We start from the raw sequence: 22,662 nt of genomic DNA, 5'->3' as shown, positions 1-22,662 counted from the left end.
CGCAATGACGAAAGAAATAGGAGAAACACATGCTCAGAGAAATCCGCCCCGCCATCGTCCTGTTGCTGGTGCTGACCGCGATCACGGGACTGGCCTATCCGCTCGCGATGACGGCCATTGCCGGCGCGATCTTTCCCGCGCAGGCGCAAGGCAGCCTGATCGAGCGCGACGGCAAGGTGGTTGGCTCCGCCCTGATCGGACAGGAGTTCAAGGACGACAAATATTTCCACGGCCGCCTCTCGGCGACGCTGGCGCCGGACCCCAATGATTCGACCAAGGCAGTGTCGGCGCCCTACAACGCCGCCAACTCGGGCGGCTCCAATCTCGGCCCGACCAGCAAGGCGCTGGCCGACCGGCTGAAGGAGGACGTGGATAAGCTGAAGGCCGAGAACCCGAACGCCGCGGTGCCGGTCGATCTGGTCACCACCTCGGCCAGCGGCCTCGACCCCGACATCTCCCCGGAGGCGGCGCAATTCCAGGTGCCGCGCGTGGCCAAGGCCCGGAGTATCTCGGAAGATCAGCTCAGGCAGCTGGTTGCCTCCAATACCCAGGGCCGGCTGCTCGGTCTGCTTGGCGAACCCAGGGTTAACGTTCTTGCGCTGAACCTCGCGCTGGATCGTGCATCCGCGAAGTAGCGGTCTAGGCTCGCGGCGCCCAGATGATTATATTGGCCTGATGGTCCGAGAGCGCCGCGATCCCGAACAACGTCCGTCTCCCGAGGCGCTGCTGGAAGCCGCGCGCCGGGAGGAGAGTGCGAACGGCAAGCTGAAGATCTTCGTCGGCGCCGCGCCCGGCGTCGGCAAGACCTACGAGATGCTGCAGAGCGCCCACGCCAAGCGCAAGGCCGGTGTCGATGTCGTGGTTGGATTCGTCGAGACCCATGGCCGTGCCGAGACCGAGGCGCTGGTGCGGGGGCTGGACGTGATCCCGCGCAGGAAGATTGATTATCGTGGACAGACGGTCGAGGAGTTGGACCTCGATGCCGTCATCGCGCGCCGGCCCCGAATTGTGCTGGTCGACGAGCTTGCCCACACCAACGCGCCCCTTTGCCGGCATCCCAAGCGCTATCTCGATGTCGAAGAGCTGCTGTCCCACGGCATCGACGTCTACACCGCCGTCAACATCCAGCACATCGAGAGCCTGAACGACGTCGTTGCCCAGATCACCCATGTCCGGGTGCGCGAGACCGTACCGGATTCGGTGTTCGATCGCGCCGATGCGATCGAGCTGATCGACCTCACGCCCGACGATCTGATCCAGCGCCTGCGGGAAGGCAAGGTCTACGTCCCCAAGCAGGCCGAGCGGGCGCTGGAGCATTATTTTTCGCCCGGCAATCTGACGGCGCTGCGCGAGCTTGCGTTACGCCGCACGGCCGAGCGGGTCGACGAGCAGCTTCTCACCCACATGCAGGCGAACGCCATCGCCGGTCCCTGGGCCGCTGGCGAACGCATCCTGGTCTGCGTCAGCGAGGATCCGCGTGCGGCCGGGCTCATCCGCTACACCAAGCGGCTGGCCGACCGGCTGCATGCGCCATTCACGGCGGTCTCGATCGAGACACGGCGATCCCTGCAATTGTCCGACGAGGAGCGCGACCGACTGGCCGATACGCTGCGGCTCGCGGAGGCGCTCGGCGGCGAGGCGATGACCATTCCGGCCGTCGGCCGCCGTATCGCCGACGACGTCATCAATTTCGCGCAAGGCAACAACGTCACTCAGATCGTGATCGGGAAGTCGACCCGCTCGCGCTGGTTCGAGATGACGCGCGGCTCGGTTGTGCACGATCTGGTCCGCCGCGCCGGCAATATCAGCGTTCATGTCGTTCCCGGCGACGAACTCACGAGCGAGCCGGCGCCGAAGACCTCGGTGCAGACCGCGGCACGATCAGAGCCGTTCGATGCGCGTCCCTATCTGAAGGCGCTCGGGATCACCGCGCTCGGCCTTGCGGCAGCGGTGGTCATCAAACCCTATGTCGGTGTCGAGAACGTCGACCTGATGTTCCTCACCGCGGTGGTGGCCGTTGCGGTTCGCTACGGATTGTGGCCGTCGCTGCTCGCAAGCGTCGCGGCATCCCTGGCCTACAATTTCTTCTTCCTGCCGCCGGTCTACACGTTCACCATCACCGACCCGACGAACGTCGCGGCGTTCTTCTTCTTCATGCTGATTGCGTTTGTGGTGTCGAACGTTGCGGGACGGGTCCGCACGCAAGCCGATACTGCGATCGGCCGCATCAGGACCACCGAACAGCTTTATGCCTTCAGCCGCAAGCTCGCCGGTACCGCCACGCTCGATGACGTCTTGTGGGCGACCGCCTATCAGATCGCGCTGATGCTGAAGGTGCGCGTCGTGCTGCTGCTGCCGGAGGACGGCCTGCTCACGGTGAAATCCGGCTATCCGCCCGAGGATCAGCTCGACCAGGCCGACCTCGCCGCCGCCAACTGGGCCTGGAGCAATGATCGCTCCGCCGGCCGTGGCTCGGACACGCTGCCGGGAGCAAAACGGCTGTTCCTTCCGATGCGAACCGGGCGCGGCCCGATCGGCGTCATCGGCATCGACAATGACCGCACCGGGCCGCTGCTGACGCCGGACCAGCGCCGGCTGCTCGACGCGCTGGTCGACCAGGGCGCGCTCGCGATCGAACGCGTGCTACTGGTCGAGGACATGGACCGCGTCAAGCGCACGGTCGAATCCGAGCGGCTGCGCTCGGCGCTTTTGACGTCGATCTCGCATGATCTGAAGACGCCGCTCGCCTCGGTGCTGGGCGCCGCCTCGACCATCCGCGATCTCGCCGGCGCGCTCTCCGACACCGAGAAGCGCGATTTGCTTGCGACCGTGATCGACGAATCCGAGCGGCTCAACCGCTTCATCGCCAATCTGCTCGACATGACCAAGCTCGAATCCGGCGCCATCGTGCCCAACACGGCGCTCCATGATCTCGGCGAGATCGTCGGCAGCGCACTGCGACGCGCGAGCAAGATTCTTACTGCCCACAAGGTCGAGCTGGTACTGGCGGCCGATCTGCCGATGCTCCAGCTCGATGCCGTGCTGTTCGAGCAGGTGCTGTTCAATCTGCTCGACAATGCCGCAAAATATTCGCCGCCCGAGACCACAATCTCGATCAAGAGCCGGCGTGAGCGGGATCAGGTGGTGCTGGAGGTTGCCGACGAAGGCGCCGGCATTCCGCCCGGTGAGCTCGAGAGCGTGTTCGACAAGTTCTATCGCGCGCAGAAGGGCGATCACGTCCGTCCCGGTACCGGCCTCGGGCTCGCCATCTCCCGCGGCTTTGTTGAGGCGATGCACGGCACGATCTCGGCCGCCAACCGCGGCGACCGCAGCGGCGCGGTCCTCACCATCCGTCTGCCCGTCCCGGCACAGACCCACGCATTGGATACTGCCGCATGAGTGCTGCCCCGATCAAGGTTCTGGTCATCGACGACGAGCCGCCGATCCGCAAATTGCTGCGGATGGGCCTCTCGACGCAGGGTTATGAGATCCTGGAAGCGTCGAACGGCAAGACCGCGCTGGAGAAGCTCGCTGAGGAGCCTGCGCTGATCATCCTCGATCTCGGCCTGCCCGACATCCAGGGCCATGAGCTGCTGCGCACCATCCGCGCGCGCAACGAAGCCGTGCCGATCGTGGTGCTGTCGAGCCGCGGCGACGAGGCCGGCAAGGTGCAGGCGCTCGATCTCGGCGCCGACGACTATTTGACAAAGCCGTTCGGCATGGACGAACTGCTCGCACGCATGCGCGCCGCGCTGCGGCACCAGCTGCAGGTGCAGGGCGAGCGTCCGGTTTTCCGCTCCGGCGATCTCTCCGTTGATCTGGTCCGCCGCATCGTCAGGGTCGGCGAGCGCGACGTCAAGCTGTCGCCGAAGGAATACGACCTGCTGCGCGTGCTGGTGCAGCACGCCGGCAAGGTGCTGACCCATCGCTTCCTGCTCAAGGAGCTCTGGGACGAGTTGACCGACGCGCAATATCTCCGCGTCTACGTCCGCCAGCTCCGCCAGAAGATCGAAGCCGATCCGGAACGCCCGCAATATGTGCTGACGGAGACGGGGATCGGGTACCGGTTGAAGGCGGGGGATTGATTCTCACAGATTTGTAGGATGGGTAGAGCCCTTGCGAAACCCATCATGCCTCTGCAACCGCCGACGGTTGATGGGTATCGCTTCAACGAAACCCATCCTACGACAACTGCATCAATGACAGAGCAAAATCAGCTCGCTTTCCTGTGCCGTGCCCTCGCTCGCTGCGTTTTCTTCGCAGCCCGCTGCCGCCCGGTGGCCCGGCGCGCATGCGACTTCGCCGCCGTCTTCTTCCCCCCACGCCCCTTCAGGCTCTGCTTCAGCGCGTCCATCAGGCTGACGACATTGCTCGGCCGCTCCTCGCGCTCCGGCAGCTCGATTGTCTTGCCGCTCGCCTTGCGCTTCACCAGCGCCTTCAGCGCGGTCTCGTACTCGTCCTTGAACTTGCTCGGGTCGAAATGCGCGGCCTTGGTGTGCAGGATGTGGCCGGCGAGCTCAACCATGTCCTTGGTGATCTTCGGGCTCTTGATATCGTCGAAGAATTCGTCCTCGTCGCGCAGCTCGTAGGGAAAGCGCAGCGTGGTGCCGAGCAGGCCCTTGCCGAGCGGCTCGATCGCGATGAGGTGCTCGCGGTTGGTGAGCACGATCTTTGCGAGCGCGACGCGCCCCTCATCCTTCATGGCGTCGCGGATCACCGCAAAAGCGTCGATCGCGGCCTTGCCTTCGGGCGCGATGTAGTAGGGATGGTTGAGATAGCGCTGATCGATCTCCTCGCTCGGGACAAAACTCTCGATGTCGATGGTGTGATTGCTCTCGATCTGCACGGCCTCGAGCTCCTCCGGCTCGATCTCGACATATTTGCCCTTGCGCAGCTCGTAGCCGCGGCCTTTCTGGTCGCTGTCGACGATGTCGCCGGTCTCGGAATCCACCATCTGCTGCTTGAGCCGATTGCCGGTCTCGCGGTTGATCATGTGAAACCGCGTCTTCTCGGCCGCCGTGGTCGCGGGATAGAGCACGACCGGGCAGCTGACCAGCGACAGCTTCAGCGTTCCCTTCCAATAGGCGCGCGGGGCCATTCCATTCTCCAGTGATTTCAAGGCATTTCAGGAACTCCAACCGGTCTCCGGGGTTTTGGTTCCGGGTGGGACTTTTGCCATGATAGGCTTCAACATCGAAAGAGAAGCGGGATCTGCTCGTGCTGCGAAAGCTCTCCACCTACCGCCAGAAGCGTGATTTCGAGAAGACGCCGGAACCCTCGGGCAAGACGGCAGTGACACCCTCGAAGCAGCGGCGATTCGTGATCCAGAAGCATGACGCCACCCGGCTGCATTATGATCTTCGGCTTGAGTTCGACGGCGTCTTCAAGTCCTGGGCGGTAACGAAAGGGCCGTCGCTCGATCCCCACGACAAGCGGCTGGCGGTCGAGGTCGAGGACCATCCGCTCGACTATGGCGATTTCGAAGGGACTATTCCTGAGGGACAGTATGGCGGCGGCACGGTGATGCTGTGGGACCGCGGCACCTGGGAATCCGACAATCCCGAGGCCGGCTTTAAAAAGGGAGATCTCAAGTTCACGCTCCACGGCGACAAGCTGCATGGCAGCTGGGTGCTGGTGCGCATGCGGAACGATCGCAGCGGCGGCAAGCGCACCAATTGGCTCCTGATCAAGCACCGCGATGAGTATGCCAGCGAAGACGACGATATTTTGGCGGAAGACAAGTCGGTCGCCTCCGGCCGCGCGATGGCGCAGATCGCCGGTGGCAAGGGCCGTGCGCCAAAGCCGTTCATGCTGGCGAAGGGCACGGGCAAGGCGAATGCGGTCTGGCAGTCCAACCGCGCTGAAGAGACCAAAGGACGAACCGTCAAGCCGGCGCCTCGCGCGGCTTTGAAGGCAGGCAAAGTTGCAAAGAAAAAAGCGACGACCGCAACGACCGCAAAGAGTATCTCCGAGATGCCGGACTTCGTCGCGCCGCAGCTCTGCACGCCGGTCGAACGGCCGCCGGCCGGCGAGGGCTGGTGCCACGAAATCAAGTTCGACGGCTATCGCGTGCAGCTCCGGGTCGAGGATGGCAAGGCGACGCTGAAGACGCGCAAGGGCCTCGACTGGACCGAGAAGTTTGCTTCGATAGCGAAGGAGGCGGGAGCGCTTCCCGCCACCATGATCGATGGCGAGATCGTCGCGCTCGACCACAACGGGGCGCCGAATTTTTCTTCGCTCCAGGCCGCGCTTTCGGATGGCAAGACTGAAGATTTGATCTTCTTTGCCTTCGACCTTCTGTTTGCCGAGGGCCTCGATTATCGCCGTCTGCCGCTTGGCGAGCGGAAGGAGCGGCTCAAGGAGTTGCTGCAGGCGCGCAAGACAAAATCGAGCCAGATCCGCTATGTCGAGCATTTCGAAAGCGGCGGCGATGCCGTGCTGCAATCGGCTTGCAAGCTCGAACTGGAAGGAGTCGTGTCCAAGAAGCTCGATGCGCCGTACCGATCGGGGCGAACGGAGAGCTGGACCAAGGCGAAGTGCCGTGCGGGCCATGAGGTCGTGATCGGCGGCTATAAGACCACCAACGGAAAATTCCGCTCGCTGATGGCGGGGGTGCATCGCGGCGATCATCTCGCCTTTGTCGGCATGGTCGGCACCGGGTTCGGCGCCGACAAGGTCAAGCGAATCATGCCGTCGTTGAAGGCCATGGAAGCGAAGGAAAGTCCCTTCGGCGGAAAAAACGCACCGAAAAAGACGCGCGACGTACATTGGTTGAAGCCGGAGCTGGTCGCCGAGATCGAGTTTGCCGGCTTCACCGCCGACGGTAATATCCGTCAGGCCGCGTTCAAGGGCTTGCGGCAGGACAAGTCCGCGGAGGAAGTCGAGGCCGAAACGCCCGCGGATACTAAGCTCGCCGAGCCCTCAGTCAGGAAGCGCGCCGCGCCGAAAGTCGGCAAACGGGACACCGGCACCGCCGAGGTGATGGGTGTCGTCATCTCCAAGCCGGACAAGGAGCTCTGGCCCGACGACGCCGAGGGCAAGCCGGTCACCAAACTGGATCTGGCGCGCTATCTCGAAGCCGTCGGCGAATGGATGATCGTTCATCTGAAAGGGCGGCCCTGCTCGCTGATACGCGCACCGGATGGTATCAAGGGCGAGTGCTTTTTCCAGCGCCACGCCATGCAGGGTACGTCGAATCTTCTGGAGCTCGCAAGGGTCTCCGGCGATCGCAAGCCGTATTTGCAGATCGATCGGGTCGAGGGGCTGGCGGCCGTGGCGCAGATCGGCGGCGTCGAGCTGCATCCCTGGAACTGTGCGCCTTATGCCTATGACACGCCGGGCCGGCTGGTGTTCGATCTTGACCCCGCGCCGGACGTCAAGTTCGCCGATGTCGTGGAAGCCGCCAAGGAGATGCGGCAGCGGTTGACGGATCTCGGCATGGACAGTTTCTGCAAGACCACCGGCGGCAAGGGCCTGCATGTGGTGGTTCCGCTGCTTCACGGCGCGCGTGACAAGGTGAGCTGGAAAGAGGCGAAAGCGTTTGCGCAAGGCGTCTGCCAGTGGATGGCCGATGACGCTCCCGAGCGTTACCTGCTCAACATGTCCAAGAAGCTGCGCAATGGAAAAATCTTTCTGGATTATCTGCGCAATGATCGCATGTCGACGGCAGTCGCGCCGCTATCGCCCCGCGCGCGCGATGGCGCGACGGTATCGATGCCGGTGACCTGGGCGCAGGTGAAGGGCGATCTCGATCCGAAGCGATATACGGTGCGGACCGTGCCGGGCCTGCTGGCGCGGTCGAAGGCGTGGGATGGTTATGACGATGCGGCCGCGTCGATCAAGGCGGCGATGAAGAAGCTTTCAACAAAGAAGTAGGGTGGGTTAGCGAAGCGTAACCCACCACTTCTGTCTCTGCGGACACCTAAGCGGTGGGTTACGCCTTGCGGCCAACCCATCCTACGAAGCCTCCCCTAGATCCGTCCGAGCAACAGTAATATCAGCAGGATGACGATGACCAGCCCGAGGCCGCCGCCGCCGTAATAGCCGGTGCCGTAGAATGGCCCGCCGCCGATGCCGCTGAAGCCGCCGAGCAACGCGATAACCAAGATGATCAGAATGATCGTACCGATAGACATGCTAGTCTCCTCCAGCCCTTCAGGAAAAAAGGGTCGTTTGCACCTGTCCCGTTGTGCGAGGGCAACTTGCCGCAGGTTTTATAGTTCCCACGATGAAACACCGGTCACGGGCCCAACTTGCATGGAACCTTTGGCGCTCCGGCCGGCATGATCCGGCACGATGATGAGGGACCAATCATGTCAGCACCGCTAATCGTTTCGATTCCGCATAAGCTCGGCCGCGAAGAGGCGGTGCGCCGGCTCAAGACCGGGCTTAGCCGTGCGGCGGCCAGCATTCCCGTGATGCAGGTCGAGGAGGAGCGCTGGAGCGGCGATACTCTGGCCTTCCGCATCCGCGCGCTCGGTCAGATCGCGAGCGGCCAAGTCGATGTCACGGACGATCAAGTCAAGGTGCAGGTAGTGCTGCCTTGGTTGTTACAGCGCTTTGCCGAGATGGCGCAGGCGACCATCCGCAAGCGCGGGCAGCTTCTGCTGACCAAGGACGATGGGAAGTAGATCTCAGGCGCGCACGCGCCGCCGGGCAGACCTGATGGCGCTCGCTGCCCGGGCCTTGATGACCCCGGCGGGAAAATCGCGGAAAGCCTGCCCGACCGGCAATTCGCTGCCGGCCAGACCCGGTGCGGTGTATCCGGTGATGTCGATGGTGGCGTCGAGAGCCTCGAGCGCAGGCCATTCCCGGCCCGCCTGTGTGAAGGCTGCGAATTGGCGCCCGACCACCACGATCGCCGCGGCACGGCCGTACCGGCGCGCATAGGCGATGACGTGATCGGCGTGCGCGCCGCGCACCTCAAGCGGCTGGTAGTCGCCTTGGGCAAAGACGTCGGCGAGCTCGTTGCGCAGCTTGAGGAGGTGCCGCGTCCAGGCCAGCTTGATCTGGCCGTCCGGCCAGCTCTTGATCAAGACGCGCCAATCCGGCGCTTCCAGCGATGTCAGTGCTGCCTGGCGTGCCGTAAAATCCACCGGGCAGCGGTTATCGGGATCGACCAGCGACAGGTTCCAGAATTCGGTGCCCTGGTAGAAGTCGGGCACGCCCGGCAGCGTCGCCTTGAGCGTGAGCTGGCTCAGTGAGTTGAGCGCCCCTAACAGCGCGACGCGGCGAGCCAGAGTCTGAAGCGCCTCCAGGAATTCGCCTGACAGCACGGGATCGAGAATTTTTGCGATAAAGCTCTTGACGCCGTTCTCATAGGCCTCATGCGGATTGAGCCAACTCGTCTCCTCCTTGCCCTCGCGCGCGGCCTTGAGCGCATAGGCCTGGATACGCTCGACGAAGCCGGCATCGGCCGTCTCCCCGAGCGGCCAGGCGCCGAGCAGGGTCTGGTAGAGCATGTATTCGAACGTCGCCGACGGCGCGCGCAGATTGCCGTTGAGCGCAAGATGCGGCGCGTTCAGTACCTTCCAGCGCGAAACCGCGCTGGTCCATTCGCCGGGAATTTCGCTGAGCGCTGCGATCCGCGCGCGCGCGTCCTCGCCGCGTTTGGTGTCATGGGTCGCGGTCGCCGTCATCCCTTGCGGCCATTCCCTGGCGCGCGCCCGCATCGCCTCGTGGAAGGCGGGAATGGTGACACCGGCGCTGGCCGGATCGCCGCCGACCTCATTCAGCGCGAGCAGCCGATGGAATTGATAGAATGCAGTGTCCTCCAGCGACTTTGCCATCATCGGTCCGGTGAACTGCTGCACCTTCAGCGCGAAACGTCTCACGCGCGGTGCACTGTGCGGCGGACGGCCGGGCTTGAGCAGGTCCATGGTCAGGGCGTCGCGCAGGAAGTCGAAAATGCCTTCGTCCGCGGCGAACCATTCTCCGCGCGCGTGCGCGATGGTGTCGTCGATCAACTTGCGGTCGAGGGCGGTTGGGCCGCTATGCGTCAGATAGGTGCGGTACACCGGAAAATGCAGCACGTACAATTCGAGCGCTTGCCGCAAACTGTCGGCAGAGAAGTCGCGGGTCGAATAGTGCCCGTTGGCGATGCGCGCGAGCAGCCGCGTCAGCACGGTGAATTCGCTGGTCAGCAGCGTCTCCAGCACGCGACGCTTGGCGTCCTTGACGTAAGGCACGAGCCGCGGCGGGCGGTTGCTGATCTGCCGCCAGGTCTCGTCCAGCGGCTCCAGCCCCTTGGCGTCGACCAGGACCTGGGTGATGACATTCATCCATTCATAGCCGGTGGTGCCCTGAACGCCGGCGAAATGCGGCAGCTGCTCGTGCTCGCACAGAATCTTTTCGATCACGGTATAAAACGGTTTCGTGTTGCCCTGCGCGTCGCGCACCAGCCGGCGCAGCCGCTGGCAATATTGCGCGGGATCGCGCAGGCCGTCGATGTGATCGAGACGGATACCTTGCAACTTGCCGTCGGCAATCAGCTGCTTCACCAGCCGGTGCGTGGCGGCGAACGTGCTCGGGTCCTCGACGCGCAGGCCCGCGAGCCCGTTGACGTCGAAGAAGCGGCGATAGTTGATGTCGCTGGAGGCGAGCCGCCAGTGGCCGAGCTTGTAGTTCTGGCGCTCCAGAAGGTGATGCAGCGCCAGTGTCGGTGCGGGACGGTCCTCGGCCGGGCGATAGGCTGCAAGACCGCGCGCGATGATGTCCGCGGCGCCCGCGATGTCCTTCAGCTCGGCTTTGAAGCCAGGGGCTTCCTTGCGGTTGGGGCGGCGCAGGCCGGTATAGCGCGCCGCAAGCGCGACCATGTGCTTGCCGGCCTCCGTCTCGGCGGCATCCGCTTCCTTGACCACCATGCGGAGCATTTCGCCGTAGCGTTCGGGCGCGATCGGCAGGCGATGCTCGAAATACCAGGCGGAAAAACTGCCTTCGCCGGCATCGTAGCGCAGCTCGATGTCACCGCGCTCCAGCGCTTCGCCATAGAAGGTGCCGAGGATCGGCAGCAGCACGCCGCCGCGGGCGCGGTGCGGCAGCAGATCCCAGTCGATATCGAATGCGACCGCGTGCGGCGAGGTCGGTCCCCATTCCAGCACGTCCAGCCACCAGGGATTGTCGGCAAAGTGCACGCCGACATGGTTCGGCACGAAATCGATGATGAGACCGAGATCGTGTTTGATCAGCGCCTCGCTCAGCCGTGCAAAGCCGGCTTCACCGCCGAGCTCGGGATTGAACTGGCTGTGATCGACGGTGTCGTAGCCGTGGGTCGAGCCCTTGCGGGCCTTCATCACCGGCGAAGCATAGAGATGCGTGATCCCCAATGCCTTGAGATACGGCACGACCGCAGCAGCCTTGTCGAAGTCGAAATCCGCGGTGAGCTGAAGCCGGTAGGTCGCCAAAGGAATTGCGGGAGGCATGCTAACCCCCGAGATGCCAGATCACCGACCAGGGCGGGAGCCGGTCGCCGGTCATGCCGCCCCAGATCGGCGCGCCCGGAGCGTTGCTGGAATAAGTGATGTCCTTGTCAGACAAATTAGCGGTCAGGCTCAGTGTCGTGCCGTCGCCCATGCGCCAACGTGCCGTCAGCAAGCCACTATCGGCCGCCGCGGCATCGCCGAAGCTCGCACCGTTCAGCCGTGGTGCGATCTCTTTGCCACGCAGTGCGAGCAGCTCACGCACCAGCGCAAGCCGCGCCTCCTGCTCCGGCGTGCGGCCAGTCCAGTCGAGTACCGCCGATTGCATCGTCGCGGGATCGAGCGGATCCGGCACCTCGTCGCCATACTTCTCGTAGGCCCAGGCATATTCCTGCTTGCGCCCCTTGCGTACGGCATCAGCCAGGCCACCCTGGAAATCGCAGAAGAACGGGAAGGGCGCGGCCGATCCCCATTCCTCGCCCTGAAACAGCATCGGCACCATCGGCGCGAGCAGGGTGATTGCGAGTGCGGCCTCGATCTGCTGCGGCGATGCCAGGCTCTCGAGCCGGTCACCGAGCGGCCGGTTGCCGATCTGGTCGTGATTTTGCAGGAAGTTGACGAAGGTCGTCGGCGGCAGCTCGCCGCTGGCCTCGCCACGCGGCTTCTTGCCCCAGAATTCCGAGATCTCGCCCTGATAGACGAAGCCTGAGGCGAGCGCCCGCGCGAGGTCCATGCGTGGGGTCTGGTAGTCGGCGTAATAGCCGGCGAGCTCGCCCGTCAGCAACACATGCCAGACGTGGTGATAGTCGTCGTTCCACTGTGCGCGGTATTTGCCGTTCGGCGGCTCCTGCGCGGCATCGAGCAGGCTGGCGCGGTTGTCACCATTCTCCAGTACGAGATGGATATGCCGTCCCGTTGCCTTTGCGAGCTCGCCCGCGGCGACGCTGAGATCGTGCAGCATAGATGGCTCGCCGGGCAGCGCCATGATGTGGTTGGCGGCGTCCAGCCTCAAGCCATCGAAGCGATAATCGGTCAGCCATGACAGCGCGTTCTCGACCGCAAACGCCCGCACCTGCGGCACGCGAAAATCGATCGTGCTGCCCCAGGGCGTGTGCGCGTCGGTGAAGAAAGTCGGCGCATAGCGGCCGAGGTAATTCCCTTCCGGACCGAAGTGATTGTAGACGACGTCGAGAAACACCATCAGCCCGCGCAGATGCGCTTCGTCGATCAGCGTCTTCAGGTCTTCTGGGCGGCCATAGGCATCGTCGGGCGCATACCACAGCACGCCGTCATAGCCCCAGCCGCGGCGGCCGGCGAAATCGGCCAGCGGCATCAATTCCAGCGCGGTGATGCCGGTTGCTGTGAGATGATCGAGCTTGTCGATCATGGCGCGGTAGGTGCCCGTAGCTGTGAAGGTGCCGACATGCGTCTCGATTAGCACCGTCTCTTCCCAGGGACGCCCGCGCCAATCTTGCGCGCGCCACGCGAAGGAATCGTGATCGATCACCTCGCTCGGGCCGAACACATCCTCGGGCTGGAACGCCGACGCCGGGTCGGGCACGTCGATCTCGTCATCGATCCTGAATTTGTAATTGCTGCCAACCGGCAGCCCGGCAATCTCAGCCACATACCAGCCATCCTGCCGGCGCTGCATCGCGTGCCGCCTGTCGAGCAGCAGATCGACGCGGCGCGCGCCGGGCGCCCACAGGCGGAACGACACGCCGTCCTTCGTCGGCATTGCCCCGAAGGATGGCCTCATAGCGCCCCCGCGAAAGCGAGCACGGAACGCGGCGGCGCCTTGCTGTCGCTTCCAGGCAGGAAATCAACGCTGTTCAGCTTGGCGTCCGTCGTGTTCAGGATCTGTTGCCAGCTCTTGTATTCGGGCATTTTGGGCAATCTGAATGCGATCTCTTCGGGGGCGGCGTTCAGTACGATAAAGATCGCGGCGCTCCCCGGTTCCATTGGCCCCATCACATAGGAGAGGAACCGCCCTTCGGGAAACTTCCAGTCGTTCTCCGTCATCTCGTCGCCCGCGGGCGTCAGCCACAGCGCGCCGTAGGAGAGGCCGTCCTTGGGCCGGCCGTCGAGCCAGCGATGGCTGCGCAGCTGCGAGAACCGGCGGCGGATGTCGGCGAGATCGGCGACGAAATCGACCATGTCGTCGCCGTCCTTGCCGAGATTGTCCCAGCCGACCCAGCCGACCTCGTTGTCCTGGCAATAGGCGTTGTTGTTGCCGGATTGCGAATTGCCGACCTCGTCGCCGGCAAGCATCAGCGGAACGCCTTGTGCCAGCATCAGGCAGGCCAGCACGTTCTTGCGAAGCTGCCGCCGCAGGGCAATGATCCCGGGATCGTCGGTCGGGCCCTCGACACCGCAATTGTTGCTGTGGTTGTCGCTGGAGCCGTCGCGATTATCCTCGCCGTTGGCCTCGTTGTGCTTCTCATTGTAGCTGAAGAGGTCGGCGAGCGTGAAACCGTCGTGGACTGTGATGTGGTTGATGCTGGCGCGCGGCCGCCGTCCGTCGTGATTGAACAGATCGGATGATGCGGTCATGCGGCTGGAGATGTCGCCGATCAGGCTGCCTTCGCCGCTCCAATAGCGGCGCATGGCGCTGCGATAGCGATCGTTCCACTCCGACCATTGCGAGGGGAAGGCGCCGACTTGGTAGCCGCCGAGACCGAGATCCCAGGGTTCTGCAACGAGCTTGACGGTCGCCAGCACCGGGTCCTGCCGGATCGCGGTGAGGAACGAGCTGCCGCGATCATAGCCGTTAGCTCCGCGCGCCAGCGTGGTGGCGAGGTCGAAACGGAAACCGTCGACATGGCAGACCTCGACCCAGTAGCGCAGCGAATCCATCACCATCTGGAGCACACGCGGATGGGTGAGGTTCACCGACGAGCCGCAGCCGGTGAAATCGTCGTAATAGCGCGGGTTCTCGCGGTTCAGCCAGTAATAGGAGGCGTTGTCGATGCCGCGGTAGCACAGCGTCGGGCCGAGGTGATTGCCCTCTGCGGTGTGGTTATAGACGACGTCCAGCATCACCTCGATGCCGGCATCGTGCAGGCGCGCGACCGTGGTGCGGAAGGAGTCCAGCGCGTTGTCCTGGGCGTAGCGCGCCTCCGGCGCGAAAAAGGACAGCGTGTTGTAGCCCCAGTAATTGGCGAGCTTCTTCTCGACCAGAACCCGGTCGTCGACGAAGGCGTGGATCGGCAGCAGCTCGACCGTGGTGACGCCGAGCTTCTTCAGATGCTCGATCATGGCCGGCGACGACAGCCCGCCATAGGTGCCGCGCAGATTTGGCGGCACGTCGTCGCGCTTCTGCGTCAGGCCCTTGACGTGGGCCTCATAGATGATGGTGTCTTCCCAGGGAATGTTGGGGCGGATCTCGCGCCGGCCCCAATTAAAAGTCTCGTCGACGACGACGCCCTTCGGCATGCCGCGCGCATTGTCGCGCCGGTCGAACGACAGATCCTCGCGCGCCGAGCCGGTGCGATAGGCGAAATGCGCATCGCTCCAGACCAGCCGTCCCGCAAGCCGCTTGGCATAGGGGTCGAGCAGCAGCTTGTTGGCGTTAAATCGGTGGCCCTGCTCGGGCTCGTAGGGGCCGTGCACACGATAGCCGTAGAGCTGGCCCGGCGAGACGTCGTTGAGATAGCCGTGCCAGACGTCCTCGGTACGTTCCGGCAATTCGATACGTTCGAGCTCGCGCCGCCCCTGCGGGTCGAACAGGCAGAGCTCGACCTTCTGCGCATTAGCCGAGAACAGCGCGAAATTGGTGCCGCGTCCGTCCCAGCTTGCACCGAGGCGTGCGGGCGATCCAGCAGTCAGGCGCATCGGTCAGCTTTCCGGAACGAGGAAGATCGCGGCGAGCGGCGGGATGGTGAGGCGAAGCTCGGGCGCCTTGCCGTCAACGGTATGGACCTCGCCGATGTTCCCGACATTGGTACCGCCATAATGGGCGGAGTCCGAATTGAACACCTCTTTCCACTTGCCGGCAAAGGGCACGGGGACGCGGTAGTTCCGATAGACGTTGGGGGAGAAGTTGACGATCACCAGACACCGCGCGTGCTCGTCAATTCCCTTGCGCAGCCAGGCGAAGACGTTGCGGTTGGCGTCATCCGTGATCAGCCACTCGAAGCCGGCCGGATCACAGTCCATCTGATGCAGCGCGGGCACGGCGCGATAGAGCCGGTTGAGATCGCGGATCAGGGCCTGGATGCCCGAGTGGTTTTTGTATTCCAGCAGGTGCCAGTCGAGCGACTGGTCGTGATTCCATTCGCGGCTCTGCGCGATCTCGGAGCCCATAAATAGCAGTTTCTTGCCGGGATGGCCGAACATGAAGCTGTAGTAAGCGCGCAAGTTGGCAAAGCGCTGCCATTCGTCGCCGGGCATGCGGCCGAGGATCGAGCGCTTCCCGTGCACGACCTCGTCATGCGACAGCGGCAGGATGAAGTTTTCCGAGAACGCGTAGTGCAGACCGAACAGGATGTCGCCGTGATGATGCTTGCGGTGAATGGGATCCTTGCTGATGTAGTTCAGCGTGTCGTGCATCCACCCCATGTTCCACTTGTAGCCGAAGCCGAGCCCGCCGAATTCGACCGGGCGCGAAACCTGCGGCCATGCGGTGGATTCCTCGGCCGCCGTGGTTGCCTGCGGAAAACGCGCGAACAGCTCGGTGTTGAAGCGGCGCAGGAACGCGACCGCCTCGATGTTTTCGCGGCCACCATACTGGTTCGGAATCCAGGCACCGGGCGGACGGCTGTAGTCGAGATAGAGCATGGACGCCACCGCATCGACGCGCAAACCGTCGATGGCGTAACGCTCCAGCCAGAACAGCGCGTTCGATACCAGGAAGTTCGTCACTTCGGTGCGGCCGTAATTATAGATCAGCGTGCCCCAGTCGAGATGGCGGCCCTGGAGCGGGTTGGCGTGCTCGTAGAGCGCGGTGCCGTCAAAGCTGCCGAGCCCGTGCGGATCGTCCGGGAAGTGGCCGGGCACCCAGTCGAGCAGCACGCCGACGCCTTCGCGGTGGCAGGCATCGACCAGCGCGGCGAAATCCTCCGGCGTGCCGAAGCGGCTGGTCGGCGCATAGAGGCCGGTCGGCTGATAGCCCCAGGAGCCGTCGAATGGATGCTCGCTGACGGGCATGAATTCGAGATGGGTAAAACCCATGTCGCGGGCATAGGCCGGCAGTTGTTCGGCCAACTCGCGATAGGTCAGCCATTCATCGCCGTTCTTGCGCCGCCACGAACCAAGGTGGACCTCGTAGATCGACATCGGCGCCGATAGCGCATTGATGCCATCTTGCGCCGGGCGCGGACGTGCGAGGTGCGCCTCGTCGAACACGATCGACGCCGTTTTCGGCCGCACCTCGCTCGCAAAGGCCATGGGATCGGACTTCAGCGGCAGCTGATGACCGTGCGGCCCGATGATGTCGAACTTGTAGTGATCGCCCGTCTTGGCGTGCGGGATGAACAATTCCCAATAGCCGGCGCCGCGCACCCGCATGGGATGGCGCCGCGCGTTCCAGAAATTGAAATCGCCGACCACGGCGACGCGCCGCGCATTCGGCGCCAGCACCACGAAGCCGATGCCATCGATACCCTCGAGTGTCATCGGATGCGCGCCGAGCTTATCGTAGAGCCGCTGATGGGTGCCCTCGCCGAGCAGATAGAGATCGAAGTCGGTCAGGATCGGTGGAAATCGGTAGGCGTCCTCGAACTCGACGACGTTGTCGCCGAATTTGGCGCGGAGCTGGTAGCGCTTGGAGCCGTTGGGAAGCGCGCCGATGAACAGGCCGGAATCGTGGACGCGGTCGAGCTTCGCCACCTCGCCATGCTCACCGACCGCCTCGACATTGGAGGCCTCGGGCAGGAACGCGCGCACCACGCTCCTGTCGCCCTCGGGATGTAGCCCGAGATAGTGGAAGGGGTCGGAGTGGCGGCCCTCGATGATCGCATAGGCCTCGGCTGGCAGTTTAGGCATGGGCTTCGCTCTCACTGGACAGAATGCGAAGCAGTCCGGTCAGCGGCGCATGGAGCCCCTCAGGCCGGTGGGACAGCTCGTACTCTACTTCGTCGAACGCTTGATCAAGCAGGAAAAACCTTAACAGGCCCTCCGCCGAGTGCTGGTCTTCCGGCCACAGAAGCCGGTCGGTCATGGCCTCGCGATAGGCGGACAGGAACGTCGCGGTGGCGCGTTCGCGCCATTGCCCGAGCGCGGCCGTGAGCCGGCCCTGCTCCTCAATCCCCCCCGACAGCGCCCGGTTAAGCGCGGCGTTAACCGAAAGATCAATCGAGCGGATCAGGCCGGCGACGTCGCGCGCGGCAGGCAGCTTGCGCCGCTTGTCGGCCAGCGGCAGGCGCGGATCGCCGTCGAAATCGATGATGAAGATATCATCCTTCACGATCAGAGTTTGCCCGAGGCGGAAGTCGCCGTGATGACGGATGTTCAACCCGCCGATCCCGGAAGGCAATAGTGCATTCAAATGGTCGGGCAGAGTCGCACGGACTGCGGTGAGCTGGTCGACCAGCGGACGGTCGGCTTCGCGCAGGCCATCGCGGCCGTCGGCCAGCCGTTCGAAGACCCGCTCGGCACGTGCCTTGAGGTCGGAGGCCCAGCGCTTGATGTGCGTGGAGCCGATCGGCTCCGGCGCGAGATCGGTGGGCTTTGCAGCGGCGAGAGCCACATGAAGCTCGGCCAACCGCCGGCCGATCTGCGCGATGAAATGCAGATAGAGCGCCTGCTCCTGGGTCTCGCGGGGGGCTTCGCCCACTGGCGTGAGCCGCTGCTCGTCGATATAGCGGTCGAGATAGCCATTGGTCACGGCCCAGCCGTCGCCCTGGTTCTCGACATAGGCGTGCAGCACGCCGACCGCGCTTCGGCTCCCACCTTCGACCAGCTCGACGCTGCCGAGCAGCGCCGGCGTATTGGCAAAGTGGGCGATCTCGGTCAGGTAGCGGCCGATCTCGATCTCGGGATTGATGCCGCTTTCGAGCTGGCGATGAATCTTGGCGACATACTGATTGTCGACCAGCGCCGTGCTGTTCGACTGCTCGATGGCGCGGATGCGTCCGGGCTCCTTGATGGTGTAATCGGCAAACCTGCTGGTGGCCTTGAACTCAAGCCGCAGATTGTTCTCCTCCACCACCAGGTTCTGCGAAAGACCACGCAGGAAAAGTCCGATGAAGATCTGCTCGGTCGCGACGTCGAGCAGTGTGCCCTCGCGCGCGCCCTGGCGCACGGCGGCGAGCGCTTTCGGGTTGAAGCGTTCGCGGTCGAAGCGCACCCATTCGATCTGCATGGGCAGTACGTAACGCGTGGTCGCATCGTCCTGTGTGGTCTCGAAAAACGCAATCCAGGGCCTGTTGTCGCCGATGTCGCTGAAAGGCACCGCCGAGGTCAGCGTGGCCTTGATGTGCTTGGGATTGTGTTCGGGATACCAGCGTGTCCGCGACAGGAAGCCCGGCAGCACGTCGCGCTCGAACATGCCGCGCTCGCGCGCAAGCGACACCCAGTTCGAATTGACCGGCACCACCAGCGTTTCGAACTCCGGCACCGCGTGCGGTATCACCGGCTCGGATTTGTCGCGCTCGTTGAGCTGGAACCAGTAGAAGCCGTAGGGCCCCAGCGTGATCATATAAGGCAGTTCGCCGATCGCCGGGAAACGCGTGCGTCCGAGCATCTCCAGCGGGATGCGGTCCTTCCACGGCGACAAATCAAGCTCGGTCGCCTGTGCTGCGCGGGAGAGGTTCGAGACGCAGAGGATCACTTCGTCGCGATACTGCCGGACATAGGCCAGCACGGCGCGATTGGAAGGCCGGATGAAGGTCATGGTGCCGCGGCCGAAGGCCAGCGTCGACTTGCGTACCGAGATCAGCCGCTTGGTGGCGTTGAGCTGCGACGACAGGCTGCGCGACTGCGCCTCCACGTTCACGGATTCGTAGCCGTAGACGGGGTCCATGATCGGCGGCGCGTAGAGGCGGGCCGGATCGGCGCGTGAGAAGCCGCCATTGCGGTCCGGGCTCCACTGCATCGGCGTCCGAACGCCGTTGCGGTCGCCGAGATAGATGTTGTCGCCCATCCCGATCTCGTCGCCGTAATAGATGATCGGCGTACCGGGGAAGGACAGCAGCAGCGAGTTCATCAGCTCGATCTTGCGACGATCATTGTCCATCAGCGGCGCAAGGCGCCGGCGGATGCCGACATTGATCCGCGCGCGTGGATCGTTGGCGTAGGTCGACCACAGATAATCGCGCTCGACGTCGGTGACCATTTCCAGCGTCAGCTCGTCATGGTTGCGCAGGAACAGCGCCCATTGGCAGCTCGCCGGAATGTCCGGCGTCTGGCGCAAAATGTCGGTGATCGGGAAGCGGTCCTCCTGCGCGATCGCCATGTAGATGCGCGGCATCAGCGGGAAGTGGTAGGCCATGTGGCATTCGTCGCCACGGCCGAAATATTCCTGCACGTCCTCCGGCCATTGGTTGGCCTCCGCGAGCAGCAGCTTGCCTTTGGAATACGCGTCCAGTTCATGGCGCAGCCGCTTGATGATCGCATGCGTCTCGGGAAGGTTCTCGTTCGAGGTGCCCTCGCGCTCGCAGAGATAGGGAATGGCATCCAGCCGGAAGCCGTCGACGCCGGCATCGAGCCAGCGCTTCATTACCTGGATGAGAGCGCTGACCACGCGTGGATTGTCGAAATTGAGATCCGGCTGGTGCGAGAAGAAGCGGTGCCAGTAGAAGGCGCCGGCCTCCGGATCCCAGGTCCAGTTGGATTTCTCGGTGTCGGTAAAGATGATCCGCGTGCCCTGGTATTTCTGGTCGGTGTCGCTCCAGACATACCAGTCGCGGGCACTCGAGCCTGCCGGACTGCGGCGCGCGCGCTTGAACCAATCGTGCTGGTCCGAGGTGTGGTTGACGACGAGTTCGGTGATGACGCGCAGGCCGCGCTTTTGCGCTTCCTGGATGAAGCGCTTGAAATCCTTCATGGTCCCGAAATCGGGATTGATCGAGCCGTAATCGCCGATGTCGTAGCCGTCGTCGCGTCCGGGCGACGGATAGAACGGCAGCAGCCACAGCGCGGTGACGCCGAGCTCCTGGAGATAGGGCAGCTTCTCGGTCAGCCCGGCGAAGTCGCCGATGCCGTCATTATTGCTGTCTGCAAACGCCTTGACGTGAAGCTGATAGATAATGGCGTCCTTGTACCAGAGCTCATCCACGATCTCGGCAGCCTCGGCTTTCTTGGTGTCGACGGAAGACAAAACATTCATGGCGTGATCCTTACGCCAGGCAGCGGAACAGCAATGCCGGATCGCGGTCGGGATCGATACGCAATTTGATCCCGCCCCATTCGATGCGGGACTGTTCGCCGGTGATGAGATTTTCGAGTGCGGAGACGGGACAGCGCTCGCCGCCAACGTCGATGGTGAGGTCGCCGAGCGGCAACCAGAACTCGCGCACATGGCGCGAGAGAGCGACGACCGCAACGACGCTATTGGTCGCGTCGGTCGCCGCCTTGGCGAAGGCGATCGTCTCGCCATCCTCGATGCCGAGGAAGCGCAAATTGGCCGTCTGCTGAAGTGCCGTGTTGTCGTTGCGGATGCGGTTCAGCGCGGCGATGTAGGGCTTGATGTTACCCGGCTTGTTCCAGTCGCGCGGCTTGATCTGATATTTCTCCGAGTCGAGATATTCTTCGCGACCGGGTGCGGCCTCATGCTCCAGCAGTTCGAATCCGCTGTAGACGCCGTAATTGCCCGAAAGCGTTGCCGCCAGCGCAACGCGGGATTTGAACGTCCAGGGCTCTCCGCTCTGGAGATGATAGGGCAGCAGGTCAGGCGTGTTCACGAACAGGTTCGCCCGATAAAAATCCCGCTCAGGATAGCGCGTCAGCTCGCCAAAATATTGCTCCAGCTCCCACTTCGCCGTGCGCCAGGGGAAATAGCTGAAGGACTGCGCGAAGCCGAGTTTTGCGAGGCCTTTCATCGGCTTCGGCCGCGCGTACGTTTTGGAGAACAGGATCACTTCCGGATGCCGGCGGCGGATGTCGCTGATCAGCCAGTCCCAGAACGGAAGCGGTGCGGTGTCGTGATTGTCGATGGCGAAAATCGTGACGCCATGGTCGATCCAGAACAGCATGGCGTCGCGGAACGCGTTCCACAGTCCGGTCCGGTCGACGGAGGCGAAATCGGGGATGACGATGTCCGAGTACGGGCCATCTGCCGTCCGCACCGAGCGATCCGGCCGCCATTTGAACCATTCCGGATGCTGCGTCAGCCAGGGATGATCCGGCGAGCACTGCACGGCGAAGTCGAGCGCGAGTTCGAGGCCGTACTCAAGACAGGTCGCGACCAGCGCGCGAAAATCCTCGATGGTGCCGAGCTCGGGATGCAGCGCATCGTGTCCGCCGTCGGCACTGCCGATCGCATAGGGCGAGCCGGGATCGCCTTCGCTCGCCACCAGCGCATTGTTGCGGCCTTTGCGGCGGGTGCTTCCGATCGGGTGGATCGGCGTGAAGTAAAGCACGTCAAAACCCATCGCGGCGATATCCGACACGCGCGCGATGCAGTCGCGCAGCGTGCCGTGCTGGCCGGCGGCGTGGCTCAAGTCCTGGCTCTGGCTGCGCGGCATCATCTGATACCAGGCGCCGAAGCGCGCTCTGTCGCGGTCGATGATTAACGGGAACAGTGGCGAGCGCGTCAAATCGGGGCGCGATTGGCTGTCGGCCATGGCTTCGCCGAGCTCGGTTGAAAGCAGCGGGGCGACGTCGCCAGTCTGAAGATAGTCCTCGCATTGCCTGACGATGACCTCTGCTGCGTCCTGCCGCACGCCATGCACCTTGGTCAGCAGGCTGGCGCCCTCGATCGCATCGAGGCTGACATCGGCACCCGTGCGCTGTTTTCGCGCGACGGCGTGGGACCAGGTGGCGAATTCGTCGGTCCAGGCTTCGATCGCGTAGACATATGGGCCGGGTTCACCGGGGGTGAACGCGCCGGACCAGCGATCATTGCCGTGAGGAATCATCGGCTTGCTCTGCCATTCCCGGTCCTGCTCGCGGCGCCAGATCAGCGCGGCACTGATCACGGCGTCGCCATCGCGGTAGATGTCGGCCCAGACCTCGACACGCTCGCCCGCGATCCGCTTCACGGCGAAGCGGCCGCCGTCGATCAAGGGATAGACGTCCTCGATGATGAAAGTGCTGCCGGCTGCGGCACTCTCGACAGTTTGAATTGTCTTGTTCACGGTGATGC

General features: G+C 63.7%; 13 protein-coding genes. 5 read left to right on the top strand and 8 right to left on the bottom strand.

What is annotated here, in order from left to right:
• Positions 1–29 precede the first annotated feature (29 nt).
• From IVB29_RS19610 to IVB29_RS19600, 3 genes are read left to right on the top strand one after another with little or no spacing between them, the layout of a single operon-like run.
• Positions 30–635, top strand: coding sequence for a K(+)-transporting ATPase subunit C (locus IVB29_RS19610; RefSeq protein ID WP_247505001.1), 606 nt, complete (start codon positions 30–32; stop codon positions 633–635).
• A gap of 40 nt (positions 636–675) precedes the next feature.
• A complete protein-coding gene (locus tag IVB29_RS19605; RefSeq protein WP_247505000.1) occupies positions 676–3,399 on the top strand; it encodes a sensor histidine kinase KdpD in 2,724 nt (907 codons plus the stop codon).
• Complete coding sequence (locus tag IVB29_RS19600) at positions 3,396–4,085, top strand: response regulator transcription factor (RefSeq protein ID WP_247504999.1); 690 nt, start codon at positions 3,396–3,398, stop codon at positions 4,083–4,085. The genes IVB29_RS19605 and IVB29_RS19600 overlap by 4 nt, the downstream gene beginning before the upstream one ends.
• 128 nt (positions 4,086–4,213) lie before the next feature.
• Here the strand turns inward: IVB29_RS19600 and IVB29_RS19595 are convergent, their stop codons facing one another.
• Entirely contained in the window at positions 4,214–5,098 is an 885-nt protein-coding gene (locus IVB29_RS19595; RefSeq protein WP_247504998.1) for a Ku protein, read from the bottom strand.
• 119 nt (positions 5,099–5,217) lie between these two features.
• Between IVB29_RS19595 and ligD the strand changes: the two genes are divergently transcribed.
• On the top strand, positions 5,218–7,875 hold the full coding sequence (gene ligD, locus IVB29_RS19590; RefSeq protein ID WP_247504997.1) for a DNA ligase D: 2,658 nt from the start codon (positions 5,218–5,220) through the stop codon (positions 7,873–7,875).
• A gap of 95 nt (positions 7,876–7,970) precedes the next feature.
• Here ligD and IVB29_RS19585 read toward each other — a convergent pair whose 3' ends face one another.
• Entirely contained in the window at positions 7,971–8,135 is a 165-nt protein-coding gene (locus IVB29_RS19585) for a DUF3309 family protein (RefSeq protein ID WP_007595743.1), read from the bottom strand.
• 177 nt (positions 8,136–8,312) lie between these two features.
• Here IVB29_RS19585 and IVB29_RS19580 point away from each other — a divergent pair, with 177 nt between their 5' ends.
• Positions 8,313–8,630 (top strand): polyhydroxyalkanoic acid system family protein, encoded by a 318-nt coding sequence (locus IVB29_RS19580; RefSeq protein WP_247505147.1) that lies wholly within the window; start codon positions 8,313–8,315, stop codon positions 8,628–8,630.
• Between the two features lie 3 nt (positions 8,631–8,633).
• On the opposite strand, the gene treY is transcribed toward IVB29_RS19580, so the two are convergent.
• From treY to IVB29_RS19550, 6 genes are read right to left on the bottom strand one after another with little or no spacing between them, the layout of a single operon-like run.
• Positions 8,634–11,420 (bottom strand): malto-oligosyltrehalose synthase, encoded by a 2,787-nt coding sequence (gene treY, locus IVB29_RS19575; RefSeq protein ID WP_247504996.1) that lies wholly within the window; start codon positions 11,418–11,420, stop codon positions 8,634–8,636.
• Between the two features lies 1 nt (position 11,421).
• Positions 11,422–13,176, bottom strand: coding sequence for a malto-oligosyltrehalose trehalohydrolase (gene treZ, locus IVB29_RS19570; protein ID WP_247504995.1), 1,755 nt, complete (start codon positions 13,174–13,176; stop codon positions 11,422–11,424).
• Entirely contained in the window at positions 13,173–15,251 is a 2,079-nt protein-coding gene (gene glgX, locus IVB29_RS19565; RefSeq protein ID WP_247504994.1) for a glycogen debranching protein GlgX, read from the bottom strand. Before glgX ends, treZ begins: the two co-directional genes overlap by 4 nt.
• A 3-nt stretch (positions 15,252–15,254) precedes the next feature.
• Complete coding sequence (gene glgB, locus IVB29_RS19560) at positions 15,255–17,402, bottom strand: 1,4-alpha-glucan branching protein GlgB (RefSeq protein WP_247504993.1); 2,148 nt, start codon at positions 17,400–17,402, stop codon at positions 15,255–15,257.
• Complete coding sequence (gene treS / locus IVB29_RS19555) at positions 17,395–20,685, bottom strand: maltose alpha-D-glucosyltransferase (RefSeq protein ID WP_247504992.1); 3,291 nt, start codon at positions 20,683–20,685, stop codon at positions 17,395–17,397. The genes glgB and treS overlap by 8 nt, the downstream gene beginning before the upstream one ends.
• A 10-nt stretch (positions 20,686–20,695) precedes the next feature.
• Complete coding sequence (locus IVB29_RS19550; protein ID WP_247504991.1) at positions 20,696–22,654, bottom strand: maltotransferase domain-containing protein; 1,959 nt, start codon at positions 22,652–22,654, stop codon at positions 20,696–20,698.
• Positions 22,655–22,662: the final 8 nt, after the last annotated feature.

This window comes from Bradyrhizobium sp. 1 (assembly GCF_023073315.1).
Classification (GTDB): domain Bacteria; phylum Pseudomonadota; class Alphaproteobacteria; order Rhizobiales; family Xanthobacteraceae; genus Bradyrhizobium.
The sequence above is the reverse complement of the archived record's forward strand: the minus strand, read 5'-3'. Positions and strand labels throughout refer to the sequence as shown.

What these genes read in the sequence shown, in the direction of transcription:
- IVB29_RS19610 (WP_247505001.1), top strand. Translation starts at nt 30, where the DNA reads ATGCTCAGAGAAATCCGCCCCGCCATCGTCCTGTTGCTGGTGCTGACC.
- IVB29_RS19605 (WP_247505000.1), top strand. Translation starts at nt 676, where the DNA reads ATGGTCCGAGAGCGCCGCGATCCCGAACAACGTCCGTCTCCCGAGGCG.
- IVB29_RS19600 (WP_247504999.1), top strand. Translation starts at nt 3,396, where the DNA reads ATGAGTGCTGCCCCGATCAAGGTTCTGGTCATCGACGACGAGCCGCCG.
- IVB29_RS19595 (WP_247504998.1), bottom strand. Translation starts at nt 5,098, where the DNA reads ATGGCCCCGCGCGCCTATTGGAAGGGAACGCTGAAGCTGTCGCTGGTC.
- IVB29_RS19585 (WP_007595743.1), bottom strand. Translation starts at nt 8,135, where the DNA reads ATGTCTATCGGTACGATCATTCTGATCATCTTGGTTATCGCGTTGCTC.
- IVB29_RS19580 (WP_247505147.1), top strand. Translation starts at nt 8,313, where the DNA reads ATGTCAGCACCGCTAATCGTTTCGATTCCGCATAAGCTCGGCCGCGAA.
- treY (WP_247504996.1), bottom strand. Translation starts at nt 11,420, where the DNA reads ATGCCTCCCGCAATTCCTTTGGCGACCTACCGGCTTCAGCTCACCGCG.
- treZ (WP_247504995.1), bottom strand. Translation starts at nt 13,176, where the DNA reads ATGAGGCCATCCTTCGGGGCAATGCCGACGAAGGACGGCGTGTCGTTC.
- glgX (WP_247504994.1), bottom strand. Translation starts at nt 15,251, where the DNA reads ATGCGCCTGACTGCTGGATCGCCCGCACGCCTCGGTGCAAGCTGGGAC.
- glgB (WP_247504993.1), bottom strand. Translation starts at nt 17,402, where the DNA reads ATGCCTAAACTGCCAGCCGAGGCCTATGCGATCATCGAGGGCCGCCAC.
- treS (WP_247504992.1), bottom strand. Translation starts at nt 20,685, where the DNA reads ATGAATGTTTTGTCTTCCGTCGACACCAAGAAAGCCGAGGCTGCCGAG.